The sequence below is a fragment of the Pseudomonas sp. O230 genome, from assembly GCF_045447035.1.
In the GTDB taxonomy this organism is placed as follows: Bacteria; Pseudomonadota; Gammaproteobacteria; order Pseudomonadales; family Pseudomonadaceae; genus Aquipseudomonas.
In genome coordinates this window covers 1-14,961 of the sequence record NZ_JBJGXN010000012.1, presented here as the reverse complement: position 1 = coordinate 14,961, position 14,961 = coordinate 1, and the positions used below count along the sequence as shown (strand labels likewise).

The following is a 14,961-nucleotide window of genomic DNA, read 5'->3' as shown; positions in this document are numbered from 1 at the left end:
CCCCTTCGCTGGCAAGCCAGCTCCTACAGATCGATGGGCCACCAATGATCTGTATAGAAGTTGTAACTGGGCGAACCGGATCATTAACGCTAGAGTCTGATGGTTTCACGCAGGCTCGGACCTAACCCCTGCGCATCGTCCAAGGAGTTTTCATGCACACTTTCCGCCGCAGCGCCGCCCTTCTCGCCCTCAGCGTTGGTACCGTCGCCAGCCTCCCGGCCCTGGCCGCCGACGAGCTGCATTACAACCAGATTTCCCTGCGCGCCGAAGTCAGTCAGGAAGTCGCCCGCGACCTGATGATCGTGACCCTCTACACCGAAGAACAAAACACCGACCCGGCCAAACTCGCGGCCGACGTCAGCACCACCATGAACAAGGCGCTGGCCCAGGCCAAGCAAGTCAAAGACATCACCCTGCGCCAGGGCAGCCGCAACAGCTACCCGATCTACGACACCAAGGGCCAGAAAATCACCGGCTGGCGTGAACGCGCCGAGCTGCGCCTGGAAAGCTCGGACTTCGCCGCGCTATCGAAACTGACCGGCGAATTGCTGACCGACCTGAAAATGGGCGGCATGGACTTCGCCATCGCCACGCCAACCCGCAAGGCCAGCGAAGACGCGCTGCTGAAAGACGCCGTGACCGCCTTCAAGTCCCGCGCGCAACTGGCCACCGATGCGTTGGGTGGCAAGGGTTACAAAATCGTCAACCTGAACCTCAACAGCAACGGCTACCCACAACCGTACATGCGCGGGCCGATGATGATGAAAGCCGAGAGCATGGATGCCGCGCCGGTGACCCCGGAAGTCGAGGCCGGCACCAGTCAGGTCAGCATGACGGCGGATGGGTCGATTGAAGTGTTGATGCAGTGATTCGATAACCCATATAAAAAACGGCGATCACCGAAGTGATCGCCGTTTTTTATGGCCCGGGAAAAGTCGGCGGTGGGACTGCCTGACGGCTGGGAGTGGTTCATAGATCCTGTAGGAGCCGGCTTGCTGGCGAAAAACTCAGGATTTTGCGGTGCTATTCAGGACGCCATCGCCGGCACGCCAGCTCCTACATTTTTAGCGGTGTACATCAAAGCTGCCAATCCCGACAAACAGCCTGAATATACCGAGATAGAGGGGTCGACCTCAAAAACAGATATTTCCGCCCGCCCCGCCTACGACGCTACTCTGAGGAGAACACCACCGCCCAACTCCCGGGGACTCCATGGAAAGAACCACCGTCAAACCACTCCTGCTCGCGCTGGCCCTCGCCACCACCGCCCCATTCGCCCAAGCCGCCACCACCCTGGTCTACTGCTCCGAAGCCAGCCCCGCCGGTTTCGACCCCAGCCAATACACCAGCGGCACCGACTTCGACGCCTCGGCCGAAACCGTCTTCAACCGTCTCACCCAATTCAAACGCGGCGGCACAGAAGTCGAACCCGGTCTGGCCACACGTTGGGAGGTCTCGACTGACGGCCTCACCTACACCTTCCACCTGCGCGACGGCGTGAAATTTCACACCACCGACTATTTCACTCCGACCCGGGATTTCAACGCCGACGACGTGCTGTTCACCTTCCAGCGCCTGCTCGACCCGGAAAACGCCTTCCGCAAAGCCTATCCCGCCGAATCACCCTATTTCACCGACATGGACCTGAACAAAACGATCAAGAGCGTCGACAAAATCGACGAGCACACCGTGCGCTTCAGCCTGAACAACATCGACGCCGCCTTCATCCAGAACCTGGCGATGAGTTTCGCTTCGGTGCAATCCGCCGAGTACGGTGCGCAACTGTTAAAGGAAGGCAAGGCAGCCGACATCAACCAGAAACCCGTCGGCACCGGCCCGTTCGTGTTCAAGCGTTATCAGAAGGACTCGCAGATCCGCTACGTCGCCAACAAGGCGTACTGGAAACCCGAGGACGTGAAAATCGACAACTTGGTGTTCTCGATCACTCCGGACGCCGCCGTGCGCTTGCAGAAGCTCAAGACCGGCGAATGCCAGGTCAGCGGTTACCCGCGCCCGGCCGACATCGAGGTGATGGAGAAAGACCCGAACCTGCGCGTGCTCAAGCAGGCCGGGTTCAACCTCGGCTTCCTGGCCTACAACGTGACGCACCCGCCGCTGGACCAGCTCAAGGTGCGTCAGGCCCTGGACATGGCGATCGACAAACCGGCGATCATCAAGGCCGTCTACCAGAGTGCCGGGCAACTGGCGCAAAACGCGCTGCCACCGGCGCAATGGTCGTATGACCCGAGCATCAAGGACGCGCCCCACGATCCGACAAAAGCCAGGGCGCTACTGAAAGAAGCAGGGGTTGCACCCGGTACCACCATTAATTTGTGGGCCATGACTGTGCAACGCGCCTCCAACCCCAATGCGCGGATGTCGGCGCAGATGATCCAGCAGGATTGGGAGAAGGTCGGCATCAAGGCCAACATCGTCAGCTATGAATGGGGCGAGTACATCAAACGCGCCAAAAACGGTGAACATGACGCGATGATTTACGGCTGGACCGGCGACAACGGCGACCCGGACAACTGGCTCGGCGTGCTCTACAGCTGCGCGGCCGTGAAGGGCAGCAACTATGCCAAGTGGTGCGACCCGGCTTACGACAAACTCGTCCAGCAGGCCAAGGTGTCCACGGACAAACAGCAGCGGGTCAAACTGTATCAACAGGCCCAACAAATCCTTAAGCAACAAGTACCTATCACGCCGATCGCCAACTCGACGGTGTTCCAGCCACTGCGCAAGGAAGTCACCGACTTCAAGATCAGCCCGTTCGGCCTCACGCCCTTCTATGGTGTGGGTATAAATAAGTAACACCACGCTCCAACCGGGTGCGCCGCGCGCCCCGGTTGCCCCTCGCCGGTGCGCAGTTTGCACTGAAAAAAACCTGCGCAAACGGTCAAATGCGCGTGAATTTATACATATGCGACATTAAGGTACGTTCTTGCCACTGTTTAACGCCTGTGGTCGTTCAGGATCTTGCATTGGGTATGGCCCCTGCATAAGTATCCGCAGGCGCGGCTCACGAGGTCGTCCTCTAATTCCAAAAATGACAACAAATCATGAGGCCAACATGCTTAAACACGCGGTCATTCCGTTTTTAGTCGGCGCCAGCTTGTTAGCTGCCGCACCTTTCGCCCAAGCGGCGACTAACCTGGTGTTTTGCTCCGAAGGGAGCCCGGCCGGTTTTGATCCTGGTCAGTACACCACCGGAACCGACTTCGACGCCTCTGCAGAAACCATGTTCAACCGTCTGACCCAGTTCGAGCGCGGCGGCACCGCCGTAATTCCTGGTCTGGCGACCAAGTGGGACATCACCGACGATGGCCTGACTTACACCTTCCACCTGCGTGAAGGCGTCAAGTTCCACACCACCCCGTACTTCAAGCCGACTCGCGAGTTCAACGCCGACGACGTGCTGTTCACCTTTAATCGCATGATTAACAAGGATGATCCGTTCCGTAAGGCGTACCCGACCGAATTCCCGTACTTCACCGACATGGGGATGGACACCAACATCACCAAGATCGATAAAGTCGACGACCACACCGTCAAGTTCACTTTGAAAGAAGTGGATGCCGCGTTCATCCAGAACATGGCCATGAGCTTCGCCTCGGTGCAGTCCGCCGAGTACGCCGCTCAACTGCTGAAAGAAGGCAAAGCCGCCGACATCAACCAGAAGCCGGTCGGCACTGGCCCGTTCGTGTTCAAGAGCTACCAGAAAGACTCCAACATCCGCTACACCGGGAACAAGGACTACTGGAAGCCTGAAGACGTCAAGATCGACAACCTGATCTTCGCCATCACCACCGACCCGTCGGTACGTATTCAGAAGCTGAAAAAGGGCGAGTGCCAGATCACTCTGTTCCCACGCCCGGCTGACCTGAAGGCGCTGCAAGAAGACAAGACCTTGAAGGTGCCTAACCAGGCTGGGTTCAACCTGGGTTACATCGCCTACAACGTGATGGACAAAATCAAGGGCAGCACCGAGCCGAACCCGATGGCCCAGCTGAAAGTGCGTCAGGCACTGGACATGGCCGTCAACAAGCAGCAGATCATTGACTCGGTTTACCAGGGTGCAGGTCAACTGGCGGTCAACGCCATGCCGCCGACCCAGTGGTCTTACGACACCACCATCAAGGATGCGCCGTACAACCCTGAGAAAGCCAAAGAGCTGCTCAAGGAAGCGGGCGTCAAGGAAGGCACCGAGATCAACCTGTGGGCGATGCCAGTGCAGCGTCCGTACAACCCGAACGCCAAGCTGATGGCTGAAATGCTGCAGTCGGACTGGGCCAAGGTCGGTATCAAGGCCAAGATCGTGACCTACGAGTGGGGCGAGTACATCAAGCGTTCCAAAGGCGGCGAAAACGGCGCGATGCTGATTGGCTGGAGCGGCGACAACGGTGACCCGGACAACTGGCTCAACGTGCTGTTCGGCTGCGACTCGCTGGAAGGCAACAACTTCTCCAAGTGGTGCGACAAGAAGTTCGACGGCATCGTCAAAGAAGCCAAGCGCACGACCGATCAAGGCAAGCGCACCGAACTGTACAAGCAGGCGCAACACGTCCTCAAAGACGCTGTTCCGATGACACCTATCGCTCACTCGACGGTGTTCCAACCCATGCGCAACGAAGTGCAGGATTTCAAGATCAGCCCGTTCGGCTTGAACTCCTTCTACGGCGTTAGCGTCAGCAAATAAGATTTGGCAACGGCGACGTTTTTGACGTCGCCGTTGCTTTTTTCTGCCGAGAAGTTAGGAAAAAGCCTACATCCATTTCCGCCGAGTATTACGACGGCGGCGTCGGACGCGTTGAACTTTCCTACGAGTCTTTAGGACTTTACGCATTTACTGCCAGACCCACGGCTCATACCGTCGGGATCTGACCAGTGCATGCGTGGGTTCTCGGTTTTGCTGCACGTCATGGCTTGAGATCAATGATGCCTCCACGTCCCCGGACGGGAGCGGCTCATTGAAAATACTTAGAAAGAGAAAAAGGGAGCGTCATGCGCCATACCTTGGTTTTATCCGCATTGCTGGGCACCGGCTTGCTGGCCGCCACTTCCATCAGCCAGGCCGCCAACAACAGCCTGGTGTTCTGCTCCGAAGGCAGCCCGGCGGGCTTCGACACCGCGCAGTACACGACCGCGACCGATAACGACGCCGCCGAGCCGTTGTACAACCGATTGGCAGAATTCGAAAAAGGCGCCACCAACGTCGTACCAGGCCTGGCAACAAGCTGGGATATTTCCGAGGACGGCCTCAAGTACACCTTTCACCTGCGCGAAGGGGTGAAATTTCATACGACCAAGTACTTCACGCCGAGCCGTGATTTCAACGCTGACGACGTGCTGTTCACCTTCAACCGCATGCTCGATCCGCAGCAACCTTTCCGTAAGGCCTATCCCACCGAATTCCCGTACTTCAACGGGATGAGCCTGAACAAGAACATCGCCAAGGTCGAAAAGAACGGGCCGCTGACCGTGGTCATGACGCTCAACAGCGTGGACGCCGCGTTCATCCAGAACATCGCCATGAGCTTCGCCGCTATCCTGTCCGCCGAGTACGCCGACAAGCTGCTGGCCGAAGGCAAACCGAGCGACATCAACCAGAAGCCGATCGGCACCGGGCCGTTCGTGTTCAAGAGCTACCAGAAAGACTCCAACATCCGTTACAGCGGCAACAAGCAGTACTGGGACCCGAGCCGGGTCAAGCTCGACAACCTGATTTTCGCCATCAACACCGACGCGTCGGTGCGGGTGCAGAAGCTCAAGGCCAACGAGTGCCAGATCACCCTGCACCCGCGTCCTGCCGATGTCGAAGCGCTGAAGAACGACACAAAACTCAAGCTCATCGAGAAGCCTGGCTTCAACCTCGGTTACATCGCCTACAACGTGCGCCACAAACCATTCGACCAGCTCGAAGTGCGCCAGGCGCTGGACATGGCGGTGAACAAGCAAGGCATTCTCAATGCCGTTTACCAAGGCGCCGGGCAACTCGCGCAAAACGCCATGCCACCGACCCAATGGTCTTACGACGACACCATCAAGGACGCCGCCTACAACCCGGAAAAAGCCAAGGAACTGCTCAAGGCTGCCGGCGTGAAGGAAGGCACCGAAATTACCCTGTGGGCGATGCCGGTTCAGCGTCCCTACAACCCCAACGCCAAATTGATGGCCGAGATGCTCCAGGCCGACTGGGCGAAGATCGGCCTCAAAGTGAAGATCGTCAGCTACGAATGGGGCGAGTACATCAAGCGCACCAAGAATGGCGAGCACGACGTCAGCCTGATTGGCTGGACCGGTGACAACGGGGACCCGGACAACTGGCTCGGCACGCTTTACAGCTGCGACGCCATTGGCGGCAACAACTACTCCCAATGGTGTGATCCGGCTTACGACAAGCTGATCAAGCAGGCCAAGGTCGTCACCGACCGTGACCAGCGCACCGTGCTCTACAAACAGGCTCAGCAGTTGCTCAAGCAGCAAGTGCCGATCACGCCTGTCGCCCACTCGACGGTCAACCAGCCGTTGAGCGCCAAAGTCGAAGGATTCAAGGTGAGTCCTTTCGGCCGCAACGTGTTCTCGGGCGTCAGTATCGACCAATAACCGATTAGCCAAAAACGCTGGGGGCGGATTCCGCCCTCACGCAAGCGTATTGCCGTTATTTGCCGATCAGGCCGAAAGCAAACGTTTGCGAAGCCTTGTATGCGTTTCAAAACCAATAGCCGGATCACAAAAAAAGACCGGCATAAAAAAAAAGAAAGAAAGGAGCTTCACCCATGAAACTGAGCAGCACCGCGTTATTGGCCCTGGCCATCAGCAGCGTTACCGCCACGGCCTACGCAGAATCCCAGAGCCAGGCTTTCACACCGGTTACCGTGAAAGAGAAGAGCGCCCAAAGCGAAGCGACGGGCTTTGTCGAAGGTCAATCGATCACCGGCACTACCCGTAACTGGTATGCCAACGAACAACTGAAACGTGGCGACAAATTTTCCTACAACAAGAATGGTGTATTGACCCCGACTGATCGTCGTATCAACTGGGTTCAGGGCACCATCATCAAGTACAACTCAGGCTTCACCGAGGGGACCGTCGGTTTCAGCACTGAAGTAGCGGCCTACAATGCCATCGCCCTTGATCGCGATAAAGAAGACCTGGCCTCCCGCTTCGGTGGTGCGCCGGGTGATCGTGCGAAGCCTGGCTACAACCGTACGCTGACCAAAGAAGGCGGCGACGCCGTGGGCCAGTGGAGCAAACTGGGGCTGGCCAACGTCAAGGCCCGCGTCTCCAACACCACGCTGACCGCCGGCCGTCAGAACTTCAGCAGCCCGCAGGTAGACGTCATTGGCAACCGTGCTTTGCCTTCGAGCTTCGAGGGTGTGTCGATTCACAGCGAAGAACTGGAAAACCTGGCCTTCGACCTGGCCACCTTTGATCGCAACTCCCCGCGTACCGAACAAAGCCAGCGTAAGTTCCGCACCGAATACGCGGACGGCATCATTGAAAGCGATCACGTCAATACGGCTGGCCTCACTTACACACCTTTCGCCAGCCTGACCACCAGCCTCTGGGCGACACAAGCCGAAGACATCTGGAACCAGTACTACTTTGGCGCCACTCACGTACTGGGCGACAGCTCGGTCCTGAGCCTGACCACCGGCCTGAACTACTACAAAACCGTCGACGAAGGCAAAAAGTTGATGGGTGACATCGACAACGACACCTACTCCCTGTCATTCGGCCTGACTCACCAGGCCCACAGCCTGACCTTCTCGTACCAGGAAGTGGCCGGTAACGAGTACTTCGACTACCTGCACGAAACCAACGGCATCTACCTGGCCAACTCCCTGCTGTCGGACTTCAACGGTCCGAACGAGAAGTCCTTCCAGATCGCCTACGGTCTGAACATGGCCGAATACGGCGTGCCTGGCCTGAAGTTCAACATCTACCAGGCTCGCGGCTGGGGCATCGACGGTACTCATTACACCGGCACCGCCTACGACGTTAAGAACATGGACGGCGAACACCATTACGAGTACGGCATCGGTGCTTCCTACGCACTGCAAAGCGGCCCGCTCAAGGCCACCACTGTTCGCGCGACCTACACCACGCACCGTGCCAGCGAAAACCAGTCTGACGGCAACATCAACGAGTTCCGTCTCGTGACCACCATCCCGTTCAACATTCTGTAATGCACCTGCCGAATGGCTGATTCAGTGATGAATCGGCCGTTCGGCTTTTGTCCTTCAACCGATTGCAGAGGGTTCTTGATGAAAATGCTTCCCCTACGTGCGGCCATCGCTGCCGCGTTGCTGAGTGTTGCCGTTGGCGTCTCGGCCAAACCCCTGGTAGTTTGCACCGAAGCCAGTCCGGAAGGCTTCGACATGGTTCAGTACACGACTGCAGTCACAGCCGATGCGGTGGCCGAAACCATCTTCAACCGCCTGGCCGACTTCAAGCCCGGCACCACGGAAGTGATTCCGGCGCTGGCCGACTCCTGGGACATCAGCGAGGACGGTCTGACCTACACGTTCCACCTGCGCAAAGGCGTCAAGTTCCACACCACCGAATACTTCAAGCCGACCCGCGACATGAACGCCGACGACGTGGTCTGGAGCTTCCAGCGTCAACTGGACCCAAACCACCCCTGGCACAAACTGTCGAGCGTGGGCTTCCCGTACTTTGAAAGCATGGGCTTCAAGGAACTGCTGAAAAGTGTCGAGAAGATCGACGACAACACCGTCACCTTCACCCTGACCCGCCGCGAAGCGCCATTCCTGGCCGACATCGCCATGGCCTTCTCCTCGATCTACCCCGCCGAGTACGCTGACCAGTTGCTCAAGGCGAACAAGACCGGCGATCTGAACAACAAACCGGTCGGCACCGGCCCGTTCATTTTCCAGCGTTACGCCAAGGACGCTCAGGTTCGCTTCAAGGCCAACCCGGACTACTTCCGTGGCAAGCCGCCGGCGGACTCGTTGATCCTGGCCATCGCCACCGACAACAACGTGCGCCTGCAAAAGCTCAAGGCCAACGAGTGCCAGATCGCGCTGTATCCGAAGCCGGATGACATCCCGAGCATCAAGAAAGACACCAACCTGAAAGTTGACGAGCTGAACGCGATGACCGTTTCGTACATCGCGATGAACACCACGCATAAGTACATGAGTGATGTGCGGGTGCGCAAAGCCATCGACATCGCCTTCGACAAAGAGGCTTATGTCAACGCGCTGTTTGGTAAAGGCAATGCGACCGTGGCGGTCAACCCGTTCCCGGACACGCTGCTGGGCTACAACCACAGCCTGAAAAACCCGGCCCGTGACCTGGACAAGGCCCGCGCCCTGCTCAAGGAAGCCGGCGTACCGGAAGGCACCACCCTCACCCTGTTCACCCGCAACGGTGGCGGCCCGACCAACCCGAACCCGATGCTCGGCGCGCAGATGATGCAGGCTGACCTGGCCAAAGTCGGGATCAAGATCGACATCCGCGTGATGGAATGGGGCGAAATGCTCAAACGCGCGAAAAACGGCGAGCACGATATGGTTTCCGCCGGATGGGCGGGCGATAACGGCGACCCGGATAACTTCCTGACGCCTATGCTCAGTTGCGAAGCCGCGAAGAACGGCGAAAACTACGCGCGCTGGTGCAATGACAAGTTCCAGGCGCTGATCGACCAGGCTCGCGAAAAAACCGATCCGGCCGAGCGGGCAGCGCTGTACGAACAGGCTCAGGTTATTTTTAACCAGGACCAGCCATGGATCAGCATGGCGCACACTAGAATGTTCACCGCCATGCGCAACAACGTAGAGGGCTATCACATTAGCCCGCTCACCACTAATAACTTCGCCACCACCCAGGTGAAGTAGATAAGAAAACTCCCGGTGTCCCTGACTCCAGGGACACCAGGCACGCCTAACCGGCTGATGAGGTACACCACACGATGTTTAGTTTTATTGCCCGCCGATTGGGGTTATTGATCCCCACGTTCTTCGGCATCACCTTGCTGACTTTCGCGTTGATTCGCATGATTCCTGGCGACCCCGTGGAAGTAATGATGGGCGAACGACGAGTCGACCCCGAAATGCATGCTCAGGCAATGGAACGCCTAGGTCTGAACAAACCGCTGTATGCCCAATACCTGGATTACATCGGCAAACTGGCCCACGGCGATCTCGGAGAATCCCTGCGAACCCGTGAAAGCGTGTGGAGCGAGTTCAGCTCTCTATTCCCCGCGACCCTGGAACTGTCCATGGCCGCCCTGTTGTTCGCCGGCATCCTGGGCCTCCTGGCCGGGGTGATCGCGGCACTCAAGCGAGGATCCCTGTTCGACCATGGGGTGATGGGCATCTCCCTGGCGGGATATTCGATGCCGATCTTCTGGTGGGGCCTGATCCTGATCATGTTCTTCTCGGTGTCCCTGGGCTGGACCCCGGTGTCCGGGCGGATCGACCTGCTCTATGACATCGAACCGCGCACCGGCTTCATGCTGATCGACACGCTGCTGGCCGATGACGTCGGCGCGTTCTTCGACGCCCTGCATCACCTGATCCTGCCGGCCATCGTGCTCGGCACCATCCCGCTGGCGGTGATTGCGCGGATGACCCGTTCGTCGATGCTCGAAGTGTTGCGTGAAGACTACATCCGTACCGCCCGCGCCAAAGGCCTGTCGCCGTCGCGTGTGGTGTTCGTGCATGGCCTGCGCAACGCGCTGATTCCGGTACTGACCGTGGTCGGCCTGCAAGTCGGCACATTGCTGGCCGGTGCGGTCCTGACCGAAACCATCTTCTCCTGGCCCGGCATCGGCAAATGGCTGATCGAAGCCATTGGCGCGCGGGATTATCCCGTGGTGCAAAACGGCATTCTGTTAATCGCCTGCCTGGTGATTCTGGTGAATTTCATCGTGGACATCCTCTACGGCTTCGCCAACCCACGCATCCGTCACCAGCGCTGAGATCATGACCATGACCACTCCAATTCCAGCGGTAGCAGTCGATCAAAGCCTGCTGTACCCGTCTCCGTACAAAGAATTCTGGCAAGCGTTTTCCAAGAACAAAGGCGCCGTCGCCGGCCTGATGTTCATGTTGCTGGTGATCTTCTGCGCGCTCTTCGCGCCGTGGGTCGCGCCGCATAACCCGAGCGAGCAATACCGTGACTTCCTGCTGACCCCGCCAGCCTGGCTGGAAGGTGGGCAGATCCAGTTCCTGCTCGGCACCGATGAACTGGGTCGCGACCTGCTGTCGCGCCTGATCCAGGGTTCGCGCCTGTCGTTGCTGATCGGTTTGTCGTCGGTGGTGATGTCGCTGATCCCGGGCATCCTGCTCGGTCTGTTCGCCGGGTTCTTCCCGCGCCTGCTCGGCCCGACCATCATGCGTCTGATGGACATCATGCTGGCCCTGCCGTCCCTGCTGCTGGCCGTGGCGATTGTCGCCATCCTCGGCCCTGGCCTGATCAACACCGTGATCGCGATCGCCGTGGTGTCCCTGCCGTCCTACGTTCGTCTGACCCGCGCTGCGGTGATGGGCGAGCTGAACCGCGACTACGTGACCGCCGCGCGCCTGGCCGGTGCCACGCTGCCGCGCCTGATGTTCATCACCGTGCTGCCCAACTGCATGGCGCCGCTGATCGTTCAGGCCACCCTGAGTTTCTCCTCGGCGATTCTCGATGCCGCAGCCCTGGGTTTCCTCGGCCTTGGCGTACAACCGCCAACCCCTGAGTGGGGCACCATGCTGGCTTCGGCTCGCGACTACATCGAACGCGCCTGGTGGGTGGTAAGCCTGCCTGGTCTGACCATTTTGCTCAGCGTGCTGGCAATCAACTTGATGGGCGACGGCCTGCGCGATGCGCTGGACCCGAAACTCAAGAACGCCGCCTGAGGAGATTCAAATGTCACTGTTAGAAATCAAGAATCTCAACGTTCGCTTCGGCGACAAGAACGCCGTTCCGGTGGTCGACGGGCTCGACATCTCCGTGGACAAGGGCGAAGTGCTGGCCATTGTTGGCGAGTCGGGGTCGGGTAAATCCGTGACCATGATGGCGCTGATGGGCCTGATCGAACATCCGGGGATCGTCACTGCCGACGCCCTGAATTTCGATGGCAAGAACATGCTCAAGCTCAGCAACCGTCAACGTCGGCAAATCGTCGGCAAAGACCTGGCCATGGTTTTCCAGGACCCGATGACCGCGCTGAACCCGAGCTACACCGTCGGTTTCCAGATCGAAGAAGTGCTGCGCCTGCACCTGAAAATGTCCGGCAAGCAAGCCCGCGCCCGCGCCATCGAACTGCTGGAAAAAGTCGAAATCCCCGGCGCCGCCAGCCGTATGGACGCCTACCCGCATCAACTGTCGGGCGGTATGAGCCAGCGTGTCGCGATCGCCATGGCGATTGCCGGCGAGCCGAAACTGCTGATCGCCGACGAACCGACCACCGCACTGGACGTGACGATTCAGGCGCAGATCATGGACCTGCTGCTGGCGTTGCAGAAAGAGCAGAACATGGGCCTGGTGCTGATCACCCACGACCTCGCGGTCGTGGCCGAAACCGCCCAGCGTGTGTGCGTGATGTACGCCGGCCAGGCGGTCGAAGTCGGTCAGGTGCCGCAGCTGTTCGACATTCCGGCACACCCGTACAGCGAAGCGCTGCTCAAGGCGATTCCGGAACACAGCCTCGGCGCCACGCGTCTGTCGACCCTGCCGGGCATCGTTCCCGGTCGTTATGACCGTCCGCAAGGCTGCCTGTTGTCGCCGCGCTGCCCCTACGTGCAAGACAGCTGCCGCGCGCAACGTCCGACCCTCGACCCGAAAAGCAACAGCCTCGCCCGCTGCTTCTACCCGCTGAACCAGGAGGTGGCGTAATGGCCGTCGTACTTACCGCCCGCGACCTCACCCGTCACTACGAAGTGTCCCGTGGCCTGTTCAATGGCCATGCGACCGTCCGCGCCCTGAACGGTGTGTCGTTCGAACTGGAAGCCGGCAAGACCCTCGCCGTCGTCGGCGAATCGGGTTGCGGCAAATCCACCCTGGCCCGCGCCCTGACGCTGATCGAAGAGCCGTCTTCCGGCTCCTTGAAAATCGCCGGGCAGGAAGTCGCCGGTGCCGACAAGGCGCAACGCAAGCAACTGCGCAAAGACGTGCAAATGGTGTTCCAGAGCCCGTACGCCTCGTTGAACCCTCGGCAGAAAGTCGGTGATCAACTCGCCGAACCGCTGCTGATCAACACCAGCCTGAGCGCCTCGGAACGTCGCGAGAAAGTGCAGGCGATGATGAAGCAGGTGGGTTTGCGCCCCGAGCATTACCAGCGTTATCCGCACATGTTCTCCGGCGGTCAGCGCCAGCGGATCGCCCTCGCCCGCGCAATGATGCTGCAACCAAAAGTGCTGGTGGCGGACGAACCCACCTCGGCACTCGACGTGTCGATCCAGGCCCAGGTGCTGAACCTGTTCATGGATTTGCAGCAAGAGTTCAACACCGCCTACGTGTTCATCTCCCACAACCTGGCCGTGGTGCAACACGTTGCCGATGACGTGATGGTGATGTACCTCGGTCGCCCGGTGGAAATGGGACCGAAGAACGACATCTACGCCCGTCCGCTGCACCCGTACACCCAGGCGTTGCTGTCGGCCACCCCGACCATTCACCCGGACCCGAACAAGCCGAAAATCAAGATCGTCGGCGAGCTGCCCAACCCGCTGAACCCGCCGTCGGGCTGCGCTTTCCACAAGCGCTGCCCGTACGCGACCGAGCGCTGCAGCACCGAAGAGCCGGCCTTGCGCCTGCTTGACAGCCGTCAGGTGGCTTGCCACTACGCCGAGCAGTTCCTCGACGGGGCGGCATAAAAATGTGGGAGCGGGCTTGCTCGCGAAGAGGCCGTGTCAGTCGACATTGCTGTTGAATGACACACCACTTTCGCGAGCAAGCCCGCTCCCACAGGGATTGCGGTGCTAATACTTAGTTGACCAAACCCCTTCTCCTGGATGGCGCATCAGTCCGGTAGAAGGGGTTTTCTTTTGTCTGCGAATTACGATTGGCCATCGCCTTCCTCGTCATCGTCGGTCTCAGGCTCCTCGGTGGTAGAGTCGTCATCATCGGCGCTGCCACCCTGCCCTTTATCACCGCCCTCCGATTCGGATTTGGCGATCATCATGCCTTTGTGCACCACTTGCCCGCTCGAAGCCTGTTCACCATGTGCCGGGCAATCGGCCCACGCCGCCGACATGCCCACTGACAGCATTACCAAAACCTTCAGCAACACCACAACGCGTTGAAAAATGCTCATAGCCGATTCCATCCTTTTTGAGATGCAGCATGGGTGCCTGACGGCGCATGACCCGATTGCCGTGGCGCTGAATGAAATCTAGTTCCGATCGGCCGGGTTCTCTATACAGCGAGCCCGCGATAGGATTATAAATTCCGCTAACAGGAAGATCAGTTTGGAATAGCAAACATAACAAAATGTTATTTAGACGTGAAACTTTCGCAGAATCAACTTCACCTCAAAGCTTAAATACAATAAAAACCCTAACCAAGAGAAACGCTCTTGGTAAGTACCGCAACCCTGACAATATGCATAGTTTCCACAGATAAAATCAGCGATATAAAAAACGACCACCTCAATAAATCTGACTCAATCAAACAAACTGAAATCAGTCGGAAAACAAAAAAAACATCCAATAGGAAACTTGGCAAACGAGCCACAAATATGTAGTATATCGAGCTATACCACAGGATTCGCCCAACAGGAGTTATGTGTGGCCCATACTATAAATATAGCAGAATTCAAAAAAGGCTTTTCTTGCGGAAGTGACCTAGTCGAAAGCTACTGCAGACTAATAGCTATAGAGCTAAAGAGCTATAGAGCTAAAGAGCTAAAGAGCTATAGAGCTAAAGAGCTATAGAGCTATAGAGCTAAAGAGCTAAAGAGCTAAAGAGCTAAAGAGCTAAAGAGCTAAAGAGCTAAAGAGCTAA

The 14,961-nt window shown here is 58.2% G+C and carries 11 protein-coding genes; 10 read left to right on the top strand and 1 reads right to left on the bottom strand.

Annotation, left to right across the window (positions count from 1 at the left end; translation table 11 throughout):
- The first annotated feature begins 152 nt into the window (after window positions 1-152).
- From ACI77H_RS25085 to ACI77H_RS25040, 10 genes are all read left to right on the top strand, one after another.
- Window positions 153-869 carry an SIMPL domain-containing protein gene (locus tag ACI77H_RS25085; protein WP_407014320.1) on the top strand — a complete coding sequence of 239 codons (717 nt, stop codon included), beginning with the start codon at window positions 153-155 and terminating at the stop codon, window positions 867-869.
- 343 nt (window positions 870-1,212) lie between these two features.
- Entirely contained in the window at window positions 1,213-2,814 is a 1,602-nt protein-coding gene (locus ACI77H_RS25080; RefSeq protein WP_407014319.1) for an ABC transporter substrate-binding protein, read from the top strand.
- A gap of 259 nt (window positions 2,815-3,073) precedes the next feature.
- A complete protein-coding gene (locus ACI77H_RS25075; protein WP_407014318.1) occupies window positions 3,074-4,699 on the top strand; it encodes an ABC transporter substrate-binding protein in 1,626 nt (541 codons plus the stop codon).
- 305 nt (window positions 4,700-5,004) lie between these two features.
- The gene (locus ACI77H_RS25070) at window positions 5,005-6,606 is read left to right on the top strand and encodes an ABC transporter substrate-binding protein (RefSeq protein ID WP_407014317.1); all 1,602 of its coding nucleotides are present in this window, start codon (window positions 5,005-5,007) and stop codon (window positions 6,604-6,606) included.
- A gap of 173 nt (window positions 6,607-6,779) precedes the next feature.
- Complete coding sequence (locus tag ACI77H_RS25065; protein ID WP_407014316.1) at window positions 6,780-8,192, top strand: OprD family porin; 1,413 nt, start codon at window positions 6,780-6,782, stop codon at window positions 8,190-8,192.
- Between the two features lie 78 nt (window positions 8,193-8,270).
- Complete coding sequence (locus ACI77H_RS25060) at window positions 8,271-9,866, top strand: ABC transporter substrate-binding protein (RefSeq protein ID WP_407014315.1); 1,596 nt, start codon at window positions 8,271-8,273, stop codon at window positions 9,864-9,866.
- A gap of 74 nt (window positions 9,867-9,940) precedes the next feature.
- Window positions 9,941-10,951, top strand: coding sequence for an ABC transporter permease subunit (locus ACI77H_RS25055; protein WP_407014314.1), 1,011 nt, complete (start codon window positions 9,941-9,943; stop codon window positions 10,949-10,951).
- A 10-nt stretch (window positions 10,952-10,961) separates the two neighbouring features.
- Window positions 10,962-11,873 carry an ABC transporter permease subunit gene (locus ACI77H_RS25050; RefSeq protein ID WP_407014313.1) on the top strand — a complete coding sequence of 304 codons (912 nt, stop codon included), beginning with the start codon at window positions 10,962-10,964 and terminating at the stop codon, window positions 11,871-11,873.
- Window positions 11,874-11,883: 10 nt separating this feature from the next.
- The gene (locus tag ACI77H_RS25045; RefSeq protein WP_407014312.1) at window positions 11,884-12,852 is read left to right on the top strand and encodes an ABC transporter ATP-binding protein; all 969 of its coding nucleotides are present in this window, start codon (window positions 11,884-11,886) and stop codon (window positions 12,850-12,852) included.
- Window positions 12,852-13,832, top strand: coding sequence for a peptide ABC transporter ATP-binding protein (locus tag ACI77H_RS25040; protein WP_407014311.1), 981 nt, complete (start codon window positions 12,852-12,854; stop codon window positions 13,830-13,832). The genes ACI77H_RS25045 and ACI77H_RS25040 overlap by 1 nt, the downstream gene beginning before the upstream one ends.
- Before the next feature lie 182 nt (window positions 13,833-14,014).
- Here ACI77H_RS25040 and ACI77H_RS25035 read toward each other — a convergent pair whose 3' ends face one another.
- Window positions 14,015-14,272, bottom strand: a complete 258-nt coding sequence (locus ACI77H_RS25035) for a hypothetical protein (RefSeq protein ID WP_407014310.1) — start codon at window positions 14,270-14,272, stop codon at window positions 14,015-14,017.
- Between the last annotated feature and the right edge of the window lie 689 nt (window positions 14,273-14,961).